This is a genomic window from Sphaerochaeta sp. (assembly GCA_022482495.1).
Taxonomy (GTDB): domain Bacteria; phylum Spirochaetota; class Spirochaetia; order Sphaerochaetales; family Sphaerochaetaceae; genus RUG023.
In genome coordinates, this window is sequence record JAKVPA010000011.1 from 12,380 (window position 1) to 27,471 (window position 15,092).

General features: G+C 55.9%; 16 protein-coding genes and 1 pseudogene. 9 read left to right on the plus strand and 8 right to left on the minus strand.

Features of this window, described 5'->3' with window-relative positions:
* Nucleotides 1-3 precede the first annotated feature (3 nt).
* From LKE28_10395 to LKE28_10410, 4 genes are all read right to left on the minus strand, one after another.
* A complete protein-coding gene (locus tag LKE28_10395) occupies nucleotides 4-1,362 on the minus strand; it encodes a hypothetical protein (protein ID MCH3908611.1) in 1,359 nt (452 codons plus the stop codon).
* Nucleotides 1,359-2,120, minus strand: a complete 762-nt coding sequence (locus tag LKE28_10400; GenBank protein ID MCH3908612.1) for a tRNA 2-thiocytidine biosynthesis TtcA family protein — start codon at nucleotides 2,118-2,120, stop codon at nucleotides 1,359-1,361. Before LKE28_10400 ends, LKE28_10395 begins: the two co-directional genes overlap by 4 nt.
* 4 nt (nucleotides 2,121-2,124) lie before the next feature.
* Nucleotides 2,125-2,952, minus strand: a complete 828-nt coding sequence (locus LKE28_10405) for a hypothetical protein (protein ID MCH3908613.1) — start codon at nucleotides 2,950-2,952, stop codon at nucleotides 2,125-2,127.
* Nucleotides 2,953-3,058: 106 nt separating this feature from the next.
* Nucleotides 3,059-3,379, minus strand: a complete 321-nt coding sequence (locus LKE28_10410; GenBank protein MCH3908614.1) for a hypothetical protein — start codon at nucleotides 3,377-3,379, stop codon at nucleotides 3,059-3,061.
* A gap of 57 nt (nucleotides 3,380-3,436) precedes the next feature.
* On the opposite strand from LKE28_10410, the gene LKE28_10415 reads away from it, so the two are divergent.
* On the plus strand, nucleotides 3,437-3,835 hold the full coding sequence (locus tag LKE28_10415; protein MCH3908615.1) for a hypothetical protein: 399 nt from the start codon (nucleotides 3,437-3,439) through the stop codon (nucleotides 3,833-3,835).
* A 46-nt stretch (nucleotides 3,836-3,881) separates the two neighbouring features.
* Here LKE28_10415 and hflC read toward each other — a convergent pair whose 3' ends face one another.
* Both hflC and hflK read right to left on the minus strand, forming a co-directional pair.
* A complete protein-coding gene (hflC, locus tag LKE28_10420) occupies nucleotides 3,882-4,883 on the minus strand; it encodes a protease modulator HflC (protein MCH3908616.1) in 1,002 nt (333 codons plus the stop codon).
* Nucleotides 4,880-5,863 carry an FtsH protease activity modulator HflK gene (gene hflK / locus LKE28_10425; protein MCH3908617.1) on the minus strand — a complete coding sequence of 328 codons (984 nt, stop codon included), beginning with the start codon at nucleotides 5,861-5,863 and terminating at the stop codon, nucleotides 4,880-4,882. The genes hflC and hflK overlap by 4 nt, the downstream gene beginning before the upstream one ends.
* A gap of 104 nt (nucleotides 5,864-5,967) precedes the next feature.
* On the opposite strand from hflK, the gene LKE28_10430 reads away from it, so the two are divergent.
* Nucleotides 5,968-6,369 carry a pyridoxamine 5'-phosphate oxidase family protein gene (locus tag LKE28_10430; protein MCH3908618.1) on the plus strand — a complete coding sequence of 134 codons (402 nt, stop codon included), beginning with the start codon at nucleotides 5,968-5,970 and terminating at the stop codon, nucleotides 6,367-6,369.
* A 1-nt stretch (nucleotide 6,370) separates the two neighbouring features.
* Here the strand turns inward: LKE28_10430 and LKE28_10435 are convergent, their stop codons facing one another.
* Nucleotides 6,371-7,267, minus strand: coding sequence for a phosphatidylglycerol lysyltransferase domain-containing protein (locus LKE28_10435; GenBank protein MCH3908619.1), 897 nt, complete (start codon nucleotides 7,265-7,267; stop codon nucleotides 6,371-6,373).
* Between the two features lie 170 nt (nucleotides 7,268-7,437).
* Between LKE28_10435 and metG the strand changes: the two genes are divergently transcribed.
* Both metG and LKE28_10445 read left to right on the plus strand, forming a co-directional pair.
* Nucleotides 7,438-9,672: a methionine--tRNA ligase gene (gene metG, locus LKE28_10440; protein ID MCH3908620.1), complete on the plus strand. Its 2,235-nt coding sequence runs from the start codon at nucleotides 7,438-7,440 to the stop codon at nucleotides 9,670-9,672.
* A 110-nt stretch (nucleotides 9,673-9,782) separates the two neighbouring features.
* Nucleotides 9,783-10,529, plus strand: a pseudogene (locus LKE28_10445) (peptidoglycan bridge formation glycyltransferase FemA/FemB family protein).
* On the opposite strand, the gene LKE28_10450 reads toward LKE28_10445, so the two are convergent.
* Nucleotides 10,492-11,904, minus strand: a complete 1,413-nt coding sequence (locus tag LKE28_10450; GenBank protein ID MCH3908621.1) for a UDP-N-acetylmuramoylalanine--D-glutamate ligase — start codon at nucleotides 11,902-11,904, stop codon at nucleotides 10,492-10,494. The pseudogene LKE28_10445 and the gene LKE28_10450 overlap by 38 nt on opposite strands.
* A gap of 416 nt (nucleotides 11,905-12,320) precedes the next feature.
* Here LKE28_10450 and rpsF point away from each other — a divergent pair, with 416 nt between their 5' ends.
* From rpsF to rplI, 5 genes are all read left to right on the plus strand, one after another.
* The gene (rpsF, locus tag LKE28_10455) at nucleotides 12,321-12,602 is read left to right on the plus strand and encodes a 30S ribosomal protein S6 (GenBank protein MCH3908622.1); all 282 of its coding nucleotides are present in this window, start codon (nucleotides 12,321-12,323) and stop codon (nucleotides 12,600-12,602) included.
* Nucleotides 12,603-12,622: 20 nt separating this feature from the next.
* The gene (ssb, locus tag LKE28_10460) at nucleotides 12,623-13,111 is read left to right on the plus strand and encodes a single-stranded DNA-binding protein (GenBank protein MCH3908623.1); all 489 of its coding nucleotides are present in this window, start codon (nucleotides 12,623-12,625) and stop codon (nucleotides 13,109-13,111) included.
* Nucleotides 13,112-13,176: 65 nt separating this feature from the next.
* On the plus strand, nucleotides 13,177-13,446 hold the full coding sequence (gene rpsR / locus LKE28_10465) for a 30S ribosomal protein S18 (GenBank protein MCH3908624.1): 270 nt from the start codon (nucleotides 13,177-13,179) through the stop codon (nucleotides 13,444-13,446).
* 9 nt (nucleotides 13,447-13,455) lie between these two features.
* Nucleotides 13,456-14,445, plus strand: a complete 990-nt coding sequence (locus LKE28_10470; protein MCH3908625.1) for a hypothetical protein — start codon at nucleotides 13,456-13,458, stop codon at nucleotides 14,443-14,445.
* The gene (rplI, locus tag LKE28_10475; protein MCH3908626.1) at nucleotides 14,429-15,088 is read left to right on the plus strand and encodes a 50S ribosomal protein L9; all 660 of its coding nucleotides are present in this window, start codon (nucleotides 14,429-14,431) and stop codon (nucleotides 15,086-15,088) included. Before LKE28_10470 ends, rplI begins: the two co-directional genes overlap by 17 nt.
* Nucleotides 15,089-15,092: the final 4 nt, after the last annotated feature.

The window sequence follows — 15,092 nt, forward strand, 5'->3', positions numbered from 1 at the left end:
CCCTTACAAAAACACCATCGAAACCGCCAGATCCCATTGGTAGGAGATTTGAGCGTATTCGTCAAATTTCACCGTCCCCGTCACGTCGAATTCCACACCACGGACGCGGAGTTGCACCGTTCCATACAGATAGACATTGTTCAACGTGAACAAACCAGGGAAGAAGGATTCCATATTCCCTTCTCCTTCCGTAGGATAAATCTTTTCATAGTTCACGTCCAGAGAAATGAAATTACGGAACAGCTTGTCGATCCGCACGGTGCCCAGCACCCGTTGCCCGGAGAATCCTTCCCCGGAAAGGTTGGTTCGTAGCCGGATGCCTGCATAGATCTGCTCGCTGTCCCAGTTCATTCCCAACGTTCCATCCAATCGGACGGAGCCGATGTGGAGCGGGTAGAGCTGACCAAGGGAGGAATCATACTCATTGCTGTTTGGATTATTATATCCGGTGGTGAAATAATCGCTGTAGTAGACGCCATCGATCGGGGTCGTCGCACTGAGGTTGAACAAAAACAGGCTCTTGCTTCTTCCCCAAATACCCGCGCGGAGCGCTTTCCCGCCACCAAGAATGTTATCTTTTTCCCCTTGTCCAAGAAAATCAAGGAACAGGGTCAATTGCCCGGCGTCACCGCTGAACATCGGCTGGGCCACCTCGATGCTGCTGAGGAACAACGGACGGAAACTGTAATCCCCCTCTTCGTCCGCTTCAGTACGTGGGTCGAACACGAACGAGTACGCCCATTCCATCCGGTTGATCCGCCGTTCCTTCTGGGGGTCATCGACGGCGAACGGCATCAGATATCCTCGGGCACCGATCATGGTGGGGACGAAAATGTCATCGACGACCAGTTCGAAACCAAAATGGCCCAGTGGACCGAGTTTCAGGTTCAATCCAGGACGGGATTCCAGAAATCCGACGGAATTGTCAAAGTAGGAGGACAGGAGTGCTCCGTCCCCCAAGGTGATGTTGTCCAGTTTCCCGTACCGGAAGTAGAAGAAATCATACCGGTTGCCATAGTGCATTGTCTTGATGAACGCGCTGTACTGCTTGAGCAGCACCATGGAGTAGTCCCAGTCGGAAACACCTTCCTCCTGCTCAGGGATCAAATAATTGGAGAAGTCCAAGGCAAGTCGGAACGGGTCTGTCGTATAGGTTCCCTTCAGCAGAAGGTTGAAGGTCATGGAGAACTTCTTGTAGGAGAAGCCGGGAGAGAACGAAAAATTGAATGAACCGCCACCTTCCGTGTCTGAGGAGGTGATGGCTGTGATCGTTCCGAGGCTACCCCCGTCGCTGAAGACGGGAAGCGGGAACAGGAGGAATAGGGTCGCCAGCAAGGCGATGATGGATAGACGCTTCTTCATCTGCCCTCGATTGTATCGGAAAAACCGTGGGCGTGATAGATATGCTCACGGGTCAGTTTGTCAATTCGGGAGAGATCGGAAACGATCGGCTTGAGCTTGGCTCTGATGTTGGTCTGGTCATACGGGCACACCGGTTTGACCACCGGGATGTCGTACGTGGCGGCCAGCCGCTTGGTCACGTTCTCGTGGACCAAAATCATCGGCCGGATGATGAACAGCTTACCGTCGAAGAACGACTGGACGGGAAGCATCGTCTCAAACCTGCCACGGAAACAGAGATTGATCAACGTGGTCTCCACCAGGTCATCCAGATGATGGCCCATCGCCACCTTGGTGATATGATGGGCGTCGCAGTAGGAAAACAGGACTCTCCGACGGTTTCTGGCGCACAGATAGCAGTTGAACTCTCCGTTGAACGACGGGCTGTACTGGTTCTCGTCCACGATGGTGAACGCGATTCCCAGATCCTGGAAATACTGTTGAAGCGGTTCGCGCATCTCGGGCGCGATGGGATGTTCGATCCAATTGATCATCAAGGCGGAAAGCTGGTAGTCGATGGGAAGCCATTTCTTGCGCACGGAAAGCGCCAAGGCGAGCGCCAGGCTGTCTTTTCCGCCGGAGACGGAAAGGAGCACCTGGTCTCCGTCCTTGATCATCTGGTGTTGGTTGATCGCTTTTCCGGTGGTCTTGATGAAACGCATCACCCACGGAGGAATGTCGCCTTCAAGCAGGCGGTGATAATCAAGCTTTTCATCCATGCCGTTATTGTAGCAGATTTCCCCACCTGTTGCCATCCACGGTGGGAGGTAGGTACAGCCGGGTGAACCGGAGACAGGAGGAGAACGTCTTGCCGATGTCACCGGAGAACAACCGGTCCACCGAGGAAAAATCGGTGAGGGAACCATCGTCGCGGAGGATTGGCATCGTCGCGTCGAACGTGATCGGTTCGGGGATGTCGATCACCACTTCCCATCGGTGGAGGTTGGGATAGTGGGGGGAGAGCCGGGCGAACACGGAGTCTTCCGCATGCATCCGTCCCGCAAGGGAAGAAGCGTTTCGGTCGAACGGATTGGTTTCGTCAAACGGTCGCTCCTGCGCCACGGAGAGCAGGGCGCCGCTCCGGACGGATGCGATCAAAGCGAAGGCGGGATTCCTGACCGTCTGAGCGAGACGGTAGAACGAAGGATCATCCAGTCCGTACAGATCCTCCTCCTTGATATCCCCGTCCCGAAGCGCCGACAGGAGCGCTTCCTTGATCATCGCCGTCGCGGAACGGACATCCTTGTGCCAGTAGACGGTCCGGTACATCAGGTACTTGGCGAACAGAACATGTTCCACCGAGGTGATGGCCCGTTCGGCAAGCGCCGGTTTTCCTTCCGCTTGGGACAAGCTCCGGATGATGTACGGAGCGTCCTGGAATCCATAGGGGATGCCGCAGAAGAACGCGTCACGGTTCAGGTAGTCCAGTTTGTCGGGATCCAACGTGCCGGACAATAGGGATCGGAAGAACCGAATCTCCGTATCGTCCGTCTTCCGGTCCGTGTCAATGATGTCTGCGACGGAAGCGGGATCGGCGCCGGCGTTTCGCACCGCGTCGTTCAGCGGCCCCGGAGAAAGGATCAGATCGGCGGCAAGTTCCTCATGCTGTTTCAGCGCGAGTTCCTTCAGGGAGTGGGCGTAGGGGAAGTGGCCGATGTCATGCAGCAGAGCGGCGACAAGGAAGGAGTGGATCCCTTCCCAGGTGAAAAACGGGTGTTTCCTGACGGGACAGCAGGGAAAGAATGATCTCGTTGGACAGGTGATAGACCCCCAGCGAATGTTCCAGGCGGGTGTGGACGGCGGATGGATAGACCAGGCTGACCGGGCCCAATTGCCGGATGCGTCCCAGCTTCTGGAACACATCCGTCCGGACGATGGCGTCAATTGCAGGACTGATGCGGATGTCCTTCCACAGGGCGTCCCGGATGGTCAGGGTCTCTTCCGCCAAAAGGCGGGAAAGCAACGTTGCAGCGTTCATGGTTCCATCGTACAAAGCGATTTGACAAAAGGGAAGTGCCATACCATGATGGAAGCCATGAGACGCCTACCCCTGATCATGGTACTCTTTTGCCTAGCCCTGCCGCTGTCCGCCGGGGTGGAGCAGTCGTTGGGGCTGTGGGGAAACAAGGTCGAGCCGGTGGATGGAAAAATCGGAGTGTTGTCTGACGATGGGACGCATGCGGCTTTGGTCCGCGGGATGCTCTCCCAGCCGTACAGCCTCACCTGGGTGGAGACCTACGTGGCGGAGGAAAACCGCCCCTCATTCACCACGGTGTATGGCGAGATGCTCGCATCCTTGTTGCCTCAGACCGGTTTCGTGCTGGGGGCGGAGAGCGAGGAGGGGGCGTTTGTTACCGTTCCCGTCCGGCTTTCCGATGGACGGTATCTGACGCTCTCATTCCATGATGACCTGCTTGTCGCCCTTACGCTATGAAAAAGCCCGCCGGTGAAGGCGGGCCAGAACAATCGTTCGCTTCCGGTCACTGACTTTGTTTGTTTCCGTACAGCAAATCAAAATACTCCATGTCGGTGGAAAGCACTTTGTTCAACGACGGAATGGTCTTGCGGTAGCTTTCCAACGTTCTCCACAGCCGGAAGAATTCCGGGTCGGCCTGATAGGCGTCCGCGTAAATCTTGGTTGCCTGGGCGTCGGCGACACCTTTGATCCGTTCGCTTTCCGCGTAGGCGGTGGAGAGGATGGACTTCTGTTCGTTCTCCATCTTTCCTTGCCACTGTGCCAGCTGGCCTCTGCCGTAGGAGCGGTACGCCTCGGCGATCTGGTTCCTTTCCTTGATCATCCGTTGGTAGACACTCTCCGTCAGGTCGTCGCTGTAGCGGATCTGCCGGATGATGATGTCGATCAACTGGATGCCATAGGCATCGGTGAACTTGCTCGCCTGGGTGAACATCATCTGGCTGAGTTTTTCACGGCCGAGGCGGATCGTCTCCTGCTTGGTGTTGGTCTTGGTCAGCGAGCGAAGCGTTTCGGCGTCCTCGATGTTCTCCATGTTCTGCACCTGTTCCGTCATCTGGATGTCGTTGATCTGGTTGGAGTTGCGGACCGCCTCGTTGAGGTAGTTGTCCGAAATCACCGTCCGGATGGAACTGTCCAGGATGTCATTCAGGCGCAACAGGCCGTTGTCCACCGTGTTGACCGACTCGTAGAACTTCGCCGGATCGGTGATCTTCCACCGCGCCGTGGTGTCAACCCAGATGAACTGGTTCTCTTTGGTCGGGATGCGCTGGGCGTCTCCGTCCCAAGAGAGGATCTTCTTCGGATAGACGACGACGTTGTCCACCAGCGGCATCTTGAACTTCAGGCCTGCCGTCGTCTGGGTGTCGACAATCTTGCCGAAGCGGGTGACGACCGCCTGTTCCCCTTCGTTGATCACATAGAATGGCCCCAGCAGGAGGAAAATGATCAGGACGACCAGAACGATCACCAGCGTGGTGATCAGTTTTTTCATGGTGATGGCTTTCATTTGGAACCTCCCACCATCTGCACCGGCAGATAGTTCGCCAAGGATTTGTCGATCAACGTGACCGAACCACCATCGGTGGGGTTGATCACCGATTCCATCGTCTCAATGTACAGACGGGTCTTGGTGATATCCTTGCTCTTCTCGTATTCCTCACGGACGCTGTTGAACCGTGCCACGTCACCTTGCGCGTTGTTGACCCGTTCGGCGGCGTATCCGTTGGCCTGTTGGATCAGCTGGCTTGCTTCACCTTGCGCCGAAGGGATCACCTTGTTGTAGTTCTCCTTGCCTTCGTTGATGTACCGGTTCATGTCCTGGACCGCCTTGTTGACATCCTCGAACGCGTCCTGCACGTCCCCGGCAGGAGGAACGGTGTTCTGCAGCTTCACCGTGACGACCCGGACGCCGAGATGGTAGGTATCGAACAACGTCTGCATCATGTTCTGCGCCTCGACTTCCATTTCGGTCCGTTTGCTGGTCATGACGGAGAGGATGGGAAGATCTCCCACCAGCTGGTTCATCACGCTCTGGGAGATGTCACGGATCGTGATCTCTCCTTTCTGTACGTTGAACAGCCAATCCTTGGGGTTCTCCACCTTGTACTGGACGATCCACTCCACGTTGATGATGTTCAGGTCCCCGGTGAGCATCTCACTTTCCTGGGGGACGCTGCTGGATACCAGAAGCGGTGTGTTTTTCGCCGTGCTCCGATAGCCGAAACTCATTGTGTTCACCACCTGCGTGGCGATGTTGTAGTTCTTCTCAATCCCGAATGGGATCTTCATCTGCAAGCCAGGACCGACGGTGCGGTTGTATTTTCCGAACCGGGTTACCACTGCCTGTTCCGTCTGGTCAACGACGAAGAAGCTTCCCATGACCAGCGCGATCGCCACGATGGCTACGATGATCCAGATGACCAGCTTGGGGCTGATGTGCTGGAACGAGGGTTTCACCTGGCGCGCGCGTTGTGTATTGAATTCCATACGCCTTCCTTCTTCCATCAATGTACTTGCCGCCATCCGCCCGGTCAAGGGAACTGGACGAATCAGCGGGATATTCGTATGTTGGACTGCAAGGAGCATAACCAATGCATGACATCAATGAAGTGAATGCGTTTTTGAAAAAGGCGGGGACGTACTACCTCGCCACAATGGATGGGGACCAGCCGCGGGTACGGCCGTTCGGCACCAGCACGATCTATCAGGGAAAACTGTATATCCAGACGGGAAAGAAAAAGAGTGTTGCCCACCAAATCGCCAAGAATCCCAAGGTGGAGATCTGCGCGTTCCAGGATGGAACATGGCTCCGCCTCTCGGGTACCTTGGTGGAGGATCCTGACCTGAAGGCCCAGGAGTGGATGCTTTCCCAGTATCCGGAGCTCGGCGGCATGTACAAGGTAGGGGATGGAAACAACATGGTCCTGTATTTCAAGGACGCTACCGCTGTGTTCAGCTCCTTCTCCGCGGCTCCGTATACGGTGAAATTCTGATTCAGTTTGCTTCCCGGGCGACGGGGAGGACGGTGTACTTGGGGATGACGCGGCAGGGGTGGTAGCTGAGTTTGCTCTGCCTCAGCCCCATGTCCCCGACATCTTCCTCCCAGTTGATGTACTGGATCCGCTCATCGGCAAACCGTTTGGCGAATTCATGGCTGATCATCTCGCAGGCGCCTTTGATCTTGTGGTCGGCCTTCTCGATGTGGACGTACAGCGTATCCTTGACGATCTCCCCCATGGAGAAGGCGCGGATGGTACCCTCGGAGCGGAGTACGCCCCCCAGCATCCCATAGACATCGTTGTGGTCCAGCACCTCGAACACCTTCGCCTGTTCTTCCTTGAAGACCTGGGAGTTCTTTTCGTCGATCAGGCCGGAGGAAAGATAGAATTCCTTCACCTGGGGAATGTCCTGTTCCGTCAGATCGGTGAATGTGTATCCGGGGTGGCTCTTTTTGAAGAAATCAATGTCGTTGCGTTTGCCATGGAACTTTCTTCCCGCCAGCGTCAGCAACTCCTCTTTGGCGTACAGGTAGTCCCCCCAATCGGGTTCGGGAAGTTCCTGGATGGGAAAGTAGGAGTTGATCATGGCGACATCATCGTCGGTCATCGTGCAGAACGCCACAGGGATGTCCATCACGGCGCAGTACTGGTCGATCTCAGCCAGCGCCGCGTGGATGTCTGGTCCCAGGGGGAGCATGAAGCAGGGCTTTCCTTCGTTGTTCAGTTCCTTGATCACCAAGGTATCATGAAACAGGGCGTATTCCGCCTGATAATAGTCCCTCCACATGAAGAGACCGCCGACGGTATAGTCGCAGGTGCGGCTTACCGCATAGTCGAAGAACGGACGGACGACGGCAATGTCTTCCAGTCCGAGCGGCTTGAACTTAAGCATGGGGCCCCTTTGCGGGGCCGGCTAAGTGGATGGCCATACAGCTCCTCGTATTCGCTTTGAAGAATCGATTATCTGATGGTGATACTACCAATTTCATCAGGAAAGTCAATATGGGGGGAAAGGGTGGACTTTGCTTGCAGTTTCCCGCCTTTCTGTCTATGATTGTCCGTATGAAAAAACGTCTGGTCACTTCCGCATTGCCGTATGTCAACAACATCCCGCACCTGGGGAACCTGCTGCAGGTGCTTTCCGCCGATGTCTTCGCCCGTTTCTGCCGTTCCAAAGGGTATGAGACCCTGTATGTCTGTGGTACGGACGAATATGGGACCGCCACGGAAACCCGTGCCATCCAGGAACATGTCACACCCAGGGAACTGTGCGACCATTACCACAAGATCCATCGGGACATCTATCGCTGGTTCAACATCAGCTTTGATTATTTCGGGCGTACCAGTACTCCGAAACAGACGGAGATCGTCCAGGATATTTTCCGCCGGGTGTATGATGCCGGCTACATCACCGAGCATGAGCAGGAGCAGCTGTACTGCCCCCACTGCCAGCGGTTCCTGGCTGACCGCCTGGTGGAGGGCACCTGTCCCCACTGCGGTTCCGACAAGGCGAGGGGGGACCAGTGCGACAATTGCCAGACGTTGCTTGACCCCACCGAGTTGATCAACCCGAAGTGTTCCGTCTGCGGCACCACGCCGGAGCTCAGGAAGACCAAGCACCTGTACATCAACCTTCCCAAGGCGTTGCCGCTTCTGGAGAAGTGGATGGAGAAAGCGTCGGTGGATGGCTTTTGGGCGAACAACGCCATCCAGGTGACGAAGAGCTGGATTCGTGACGGACTGAAGGAGCGGGCCATCACCCGCGACCTGAAGTGGGGGATTCCCGTTCCGATGAAAGGGTACGAGGACAAGGTGTTCTACGTGTGGTTCGACGCCCCGATCGGCTATGTGTCCATCAGCGCGTACGCCACGGAAGATTGGAAGAAGTGGTGGTTTGATCCTGAGCACACCGAACTGTTCCAGTTCATTGGCAAGGACAACATTCCGTTCCATACGGTGATCTTCCCCTCCTGCCAGTTGGCCACCGGCCAGAACTGGACGATGCTCCATCACATGAGCTCCACCGAATACCTGAACTACGAAGGTGGGAAGTTCTCCAAATCCAACGGCATCGGCATTTTCGGCAACGATGTGGAATCAACGGGCATTCCCGCCGACGTGTGGCGGTTCTACCTGTACTACAACCGTCCGGAAACCAGTGATTTCACCTTCACCTGGCAGGATTTTCAGGAGAAGGTCAACAAGGAGTTGATCGGCAACCTGTCAAATCTGGTCAATCGGACGCTGACGTTCACCAAGAAATTCATGGACGGTCATCTGGACGCAGGAGCGGTGGATGAGACGTTCCACCAAACGGCGCTGGAGTATGAGAAACGGATCGATGCGTTGATGGAACGGGCCGACGAACGTGAAGCCCTCCGGACCATTCTGGAGCTTTCGTCCGCCGGCAACAAGCTGTTCCAGGACAGCGAGCCGTGGAAACTGCGCACCACCGATCCTGTCCAGGCAGAGAAGATGCTCCGCACCCTGACCTGGTTGATCAGGGATCTGGGGGTGATGTGCGCGCCGTACATGCCGACTACCGCGGAGAAGCTGCTTGGTTTCATCGGCCAGGAGAAGGCCACGTGGAAGGATCTGGGCGCCTGGGGTGGGGCGGTGGATGTCGGTGAAGTTTCCTTGTTGTTCTCCCGTCTGGAGGATGAGACGATCGCCACACTCAGAGAGCGGTTCTCCGGAAGCCAGAAAGAACGGGAAGCCAAGGAACATGCCGCACAAGCGGCGGAAGAAGCAAAGAAAGGGGGGGAACTCATGTTGGATCCATCAAAAAGCATCGCGGAGCAATTCTCCGAGCATGTCATTCTGAAAGTTGCGAAGATCACCAATGTCGAGAAGCATCCTGGCGGGGATAAACTGTTCATCCTTACGTTGGACGTCGGAGAAGAAGAACCGAGGACCATCGTCAGTTCCATTGTGCCGTTCTACAAGGCGGAGGAACTGCAGGATCATCACATCGTGCTGGTCTCAAACCTCAAGCCGGCCAATTTCCGCGGGGTGAAGAGCTGTGGAATGTTGCTTGCCGCCACCGATCCTACCGCCGCCGATCCGCACAGCACCTGCGAAGTGTTGTTCCCCGATGACATTCCGGTCGGCACGGTGCTGGAGCCCCAAGGGTATGCCGAGCCGACGGAAAAACTGAGCTATGTCAAACCGGACATGTTCTTCTCCATGCCTCTGTCCACCCATGACGGCGTGCTCACCGTCGATGAAAAGCCGGTGATGAGCAAAGACGGGCTGACGGTTCACGCGAAGAAGTACCTGAACGGCCCGGTGGGCTGATGTTCCTTTCTCCCATCCCGATGGAGGAGTTGGATGGGAACCTCTGCATGCAGAGTTCCTATTGGGCTCGCCTGAAGGAGAAGCATGGGTGGGAGGCGTATGCGTTCCGCATGCGCAAATCCACCCTGCTGGTGTTGGTGCGCAGGTTCCTGCGGTTCTTCACCTTTGCCTACGTTCCGTTCGGACCTCAGGAGGATGTGGATCTTTCTCGTCTTTCCCGTCAATTGGTTCCTTTTCTTCCCAAACACCTGTTCGTCATCCGCTACGATCTTCCCTATGGAAGTGGGGCGGAAGGTCGGTCATTGGTCGTCCAACAGGAAAGCGTCCAACCGGACGCCACCGTGGTGATCGACCTGAAGCCGGGGTATGAGACGGTCTGTTCCGGTTATCGGCAACGGGCACGCCGTGCACTGCAGAAGAGCAAGGATCGTGTGTTGGTGAAGCTGTGGGACGGGGACGAGGAAACGTTCCGTCAGTGGTACGGAGTGTACCTGGAGACGGGAAGCCGGGATGGGTTTTCCACCCGCAGTGAAGCGTATCTCAGGGATGTGCTCTCCCTCTCTGATGCCAAGGTGGAGTCCCGCCTGTTTGTCGCGTGGCGTGACGGGAAGGTGGTGGGAGGAACGATCCTGCTGGCCAACCAGAGGGAAGCGATCTATCTGTTCGGCGCTTCGAAGCGGATGCCGGACTGTACCTGCAGTTACGCGTTGCAGGACGCGATGATCCAGTACAGTATCCAGACAGGCCGTACGGTGTATGATCTGTTCGGCGTCAGTGGAAATGACGGCAGAGGATCGCACTTGGCGTCATTGGATTTGTTCAAGACTGCGTTTGGGGGGCGGAGGATTGCCCGGCGTCCGACGTGTGACTGGCCTGCCGACCGCCTCGTCTATGCGTTGTTTTCTTCTGCGGAGAAGATCCGCTATCGCCACAGCCGAGGCGCTTCACCTCGGCAATGAACCGGTCTCCCCGGTCAAATTCATTGGTAAACAGCTCAAACGAAGCGCAACCCGGAGAAAGGATCACCATGTCGGGGTGCTCCGGATGCGCTGCGGCGTCTTGCTTGGCTGATGAGAACGCCTGTTCCACCGCTTCCTTCATGGTGGCGAACGGCCCTTGGAACGGAATCTTCCGTTCCTCAAGAAGCGGGATCAGCTTGCGGGTGGTGAAGGAGCCGTCCAGTAACGTGACGCTTCCCGCCTGGGCCAGGTCATCGGCCATCGCATCGGCGGAAAGGTTTTTGTCCGTTCCCCCGGTGATCAGGTGGATCGTCGCCATCCGGTAATGGGACAGGGAGAAATGGACCGCCTCGGCGATCGTCGCGGCGCTGTCATTGATGAACGTGATTCCGTCGACGACACATACCAGTTGGCAACGGTGAGGGACGCCGGGGAAGGTGGAGAGGGCGGTCTTGACCGCTCTGGGTTTGAAAGAAAGCGCCGTGAGGGCGAGAGCCGCGGATCTCAGGGTGTCCGGGCAGGCCGAAGGAGCTTTGTCCAGCGAGCGGACCCTGCGTTTGTCGATGTGGCAGGAAGATGCCACCACGTCGACCAGTTCCGGAGGGACGATGATCACGCCATCCCCTTTCTGGAACAGCTTCAGCTTGTCCTCCAGATAGTGCTGCATCGAGTCATAGCTGTTTTGGTGGTCAGGATAAAACGAGGTGAGGATCGTCGCGGAAAACGGCGGCATGGCGTCTCCCAACGCCGCATAGGTGTCGCGGATCTGCCAGGAACTCATTTCGATGATCAGGTATTCTGGAACGGGCTTTTCTTTCTTCTCCCATGAAGAAAGGACGGTGAACGCGCTGATGCCCATGTTGCCGCACAGCTGTGTCTGGTGGCCCAGATGGGTCAGGGCATGGGAGATGGCGAAGCAGGTGGTTGTTTTTCCCTTGGTTCCGGTGACGACAATCGTCTTGATGATGGAAAATTCGGGGGAAGTGAACAGATAATACATGTCGTTGCGTACCAGCTTGGCGTCTTTGAGCAACGGATTATCCGGGGGGATGGACGGGTTTTTGATGACGACGTCCGCCCAGCGGAAATCCTCTTCCCTGTGCTGGCCGGTGATGCAGACGGCACCGCGTTTGGTCAACGCGTCGACCTCGTCTTTCAATTGCTCGCCGCCTTTCAGGTCGGTGACGCGCACCTGTTCCCCATGGTCCAGAAAATACTGGGCCGCGGCATAACCGCCTCCGTTGACCCCCAGGCCGAATACCAGTACGTTCATCAGCTTCATGATACCAGACTGGGGGAAAGGGGACAAGACCGACTGGGGAAAAAGATCGTGTTCCTCTTGACGCAAGGGGGGTATCTTCGCATAATGGTCGGGTAATTATGTCCGACTTCCGTAAAATCGGAATAGGAGAAGGAGCTCAACTGTGCCTTGCGGTAGAAAAAGAAAAAAGCATAAGATCGCCACACACAAGCGGAAAAAACGCCTTCGGATGATGAGGCACAAGAAGAAGTAATTCCCGCTTGGTGATCAAGCTTACCAAACAAAAATCCGTCGGTCGCTCCGGCGGATTTTTTTTGGTCTGATACCCATGGTCTGTTTTGTTGACCTTTTTCCCGATTGTATGGTAAGGTGTAATGTAACCTCTTTATCCACCTTGAGGTGGATCATTTAGTCCGCAAGGAGGAACCATGAGAAATTATGAGTTCACCGTCATCTTCGACGGAGAAGATGAGAAATCGAAGAAGGGCTTGGAAGCGGTCGCAGAGATGTTCAAGAACGCGAACGTGACGATCACCAAGCAGGATGACATGGGAATCAGGCAGTTCGCCTATCCCATCAAGAAACAAGACAAAGGTCATTACGTCTATTACGAGCTGCAGGCCGAACCGACGTCGATGGACGAGTTCGAGAAAGAGTTGCAACTTAATCCGAACGTATTGAAATACCTGTTCGTCAACAAGAGCAAGTAACAGAAAAGAGGAGGAATTCCATGGCGACTGATTTGAACGTGGTAGCCCTTGTGGGTCGCCTTACCAGAGACGCCGAGATCCGCTATACACAGGGCGGTTCGGGGATCTGTCATTTTTCCATCGCGGTCAACCGGAGAAAGAGGACGGGAGACAACCAGTGGGAGGATGAGGCGAACTTCTTTGACTGCTCACTGTTCGGAAAGACAGCCATTTCGATGCAACCCTATCTTCTGAAGGGCAAGCAGGTTTCCATTCTTGGCGAACTGCGCCAGGGCAAATGGGAATCGGACGGCCAGCAGAGGAGCAAGGTGGAGATCGTGGTGAATTCCCTCCAGTTGCTTGGGTCGAACCCCAACGCGTCTTCCTCGTATGGACAGAACTCTGCTCCATCCGCACCGAAGAGCGCGCCAAAGAGCACGCCAGAGACGGCGGCCGCTCCGCAGACAGCGGAGGAAGAACCGGCATCCGGTGGGCCTGACCAGTTCGATGACGACACGATTCCATTCTAATTCTAAGGAGCATACGCATGAACGATCGCGATGAAAAAGATGAAGACCTCATGGATGATGAGGACATGATGGACAAAGGCGGCAAATATGACCGCAAAGGGAACGGCGGCATGCATGGCAAGCCGATGTTCAAGAAGAAGATCTGCAAGTTCTGCACCCAGAAGAGCGAACCGGATTACAAGAATCCTGATCAGCTCCGCAGGTTCACTACGGAACGGGGCAAGATTCTGCCCGCCCGCATCACGGGTTGCTGCGCCAAACATCAGCGCAAACTGACGGCGGAGATCAAGAAGGCGAGGGTTCTGGCCTATCTGCCGTTCGAGAAGCCTTGGTGATGGAACGGTATGACGGGACAAGACAAACGGAATGTTACGGCAACAGCCGTAGCAGTGGGCCTGAGCGTCCTCTTCTCGTATCTGGATCTGCTCTCTCTGCTGTACACCATTCCGGTAATCGTCGCCTCGTCATGGTACCGTGATGGGAGGAGGCTGCTTCCCGCAGCGGTCGCCGGGTTTCTGGTTGTCTCACTCACGTTGGTGAGCAACCGAGAGGCGTTCGGCACCGATTCGGGACGGTTGGCGATCCTCATCGCGTTGTTCATCCCTGTAGTGGTTTGGATTTCCGCTCTTCTCTGGATTGGGTTGGACGGAAAACGGTTTTTGACACGATTTTTGGCAAGTTCAGCGGTTCCGGTAATCGCTTCACTGGCGGTTCTTGTGGTATTTGCCGTACAGGCGGATGCCGCGAAGGTCTTGGATGGTTACTTTTCCAAGACGTTTGTGGACCTTTTCCAGGAAATCGCCATCCATGGCGAAGCGGATCCCGTCGTCAACGCGAACCTCACCAAGTTGTACCGCATGGTGGTGCAGGTGATGGGGGCGGTGTTGGGGCCTATGATGATGACCGTCTGTGGAGTGAATGCGTTCATCGCGCTTTCCATCCAACAGAAGGGTACCGTCAGGCTGACGGAAAAGGTGCTTACCTGGCGCCTTCCGCAGGATTGGGTCTGGGCGTTTCTGGGACTTTGGTTCACCGTGGCGCTTGGATACTTCCTTTCCTGGCCGTACCTGGTGAAGGCGTTGGTCATCAATGTGGCCTTGAGCGTCTCCCTCCTGTATGAGCTTCAGGGATTTGCCATCCTGCTGTTCTGGCTTCGGAAGCGTCATGTGACGCTGACAGCCGGCAAGCTGTTTGGATGGGTGATCGTGTTGGTGCTGTTCCTGCCAGGGATGAACATGGTGGGTGTCTTGGCGCTTCTCGTTGTGGGAGTGTTGGAGACATGGTTTGAATTTCGGAGAAAAGACAAGGAGATTTCCTATGAAAATCATTCTTAATCAAGATGTGACGAACCTCGGTGAAGAGGGAGATGTCGTAACGGTAAAAGACGGTTACGGCCGTAACTATCTGTTGCCGTACAAGATGGCTGTTCCCTATACGCCGGGTAACATCGCCCAGGTGAAAGCCCGGGCTGCGGCGATCGAGAAGCGCAAGCAGGAGAAGCGCGCGGCAAGCGCGTCCCTGAAAGAGAAGCTGGATGCCATGACGATCAACATGATCGTCTCCGCCGGTGAGAACGGCAAGCTGTTCGGTTCCATCACGTCCGCGATGGTCCAGGCTGAGCTGTCCAAGCAGGGTGTGGAGATCGAAAAGAAGAAAATCGATGTCCCGACCCACGCCATCAAGATGACGGGTACCTATGAAGTGCGCGTCCATCTGTATGAGGACGAGTACTCTCTGGTCAAGCTGGTGGTGGAGAGCGAGGCTGAGGTGAAGGCCAAGGCTGCCGCGGAAGCGGAGAAAGCCAAGGCGGAAGCCGCTGCCGCAGCCAAAGCAACCAAGGAAGCGGAAGAAGCCGCGAAGGCCGCTGAAGCCGCACCTGCTGCCGAGGCTGCTCCTGCTGAAGAAGCTCCTGCCGCGGAAGCAGCGCCGGCTGCCGAGGAACCGAAGGCTGAAGAAGCCCAACCGACCGCGGAGTGAGAAC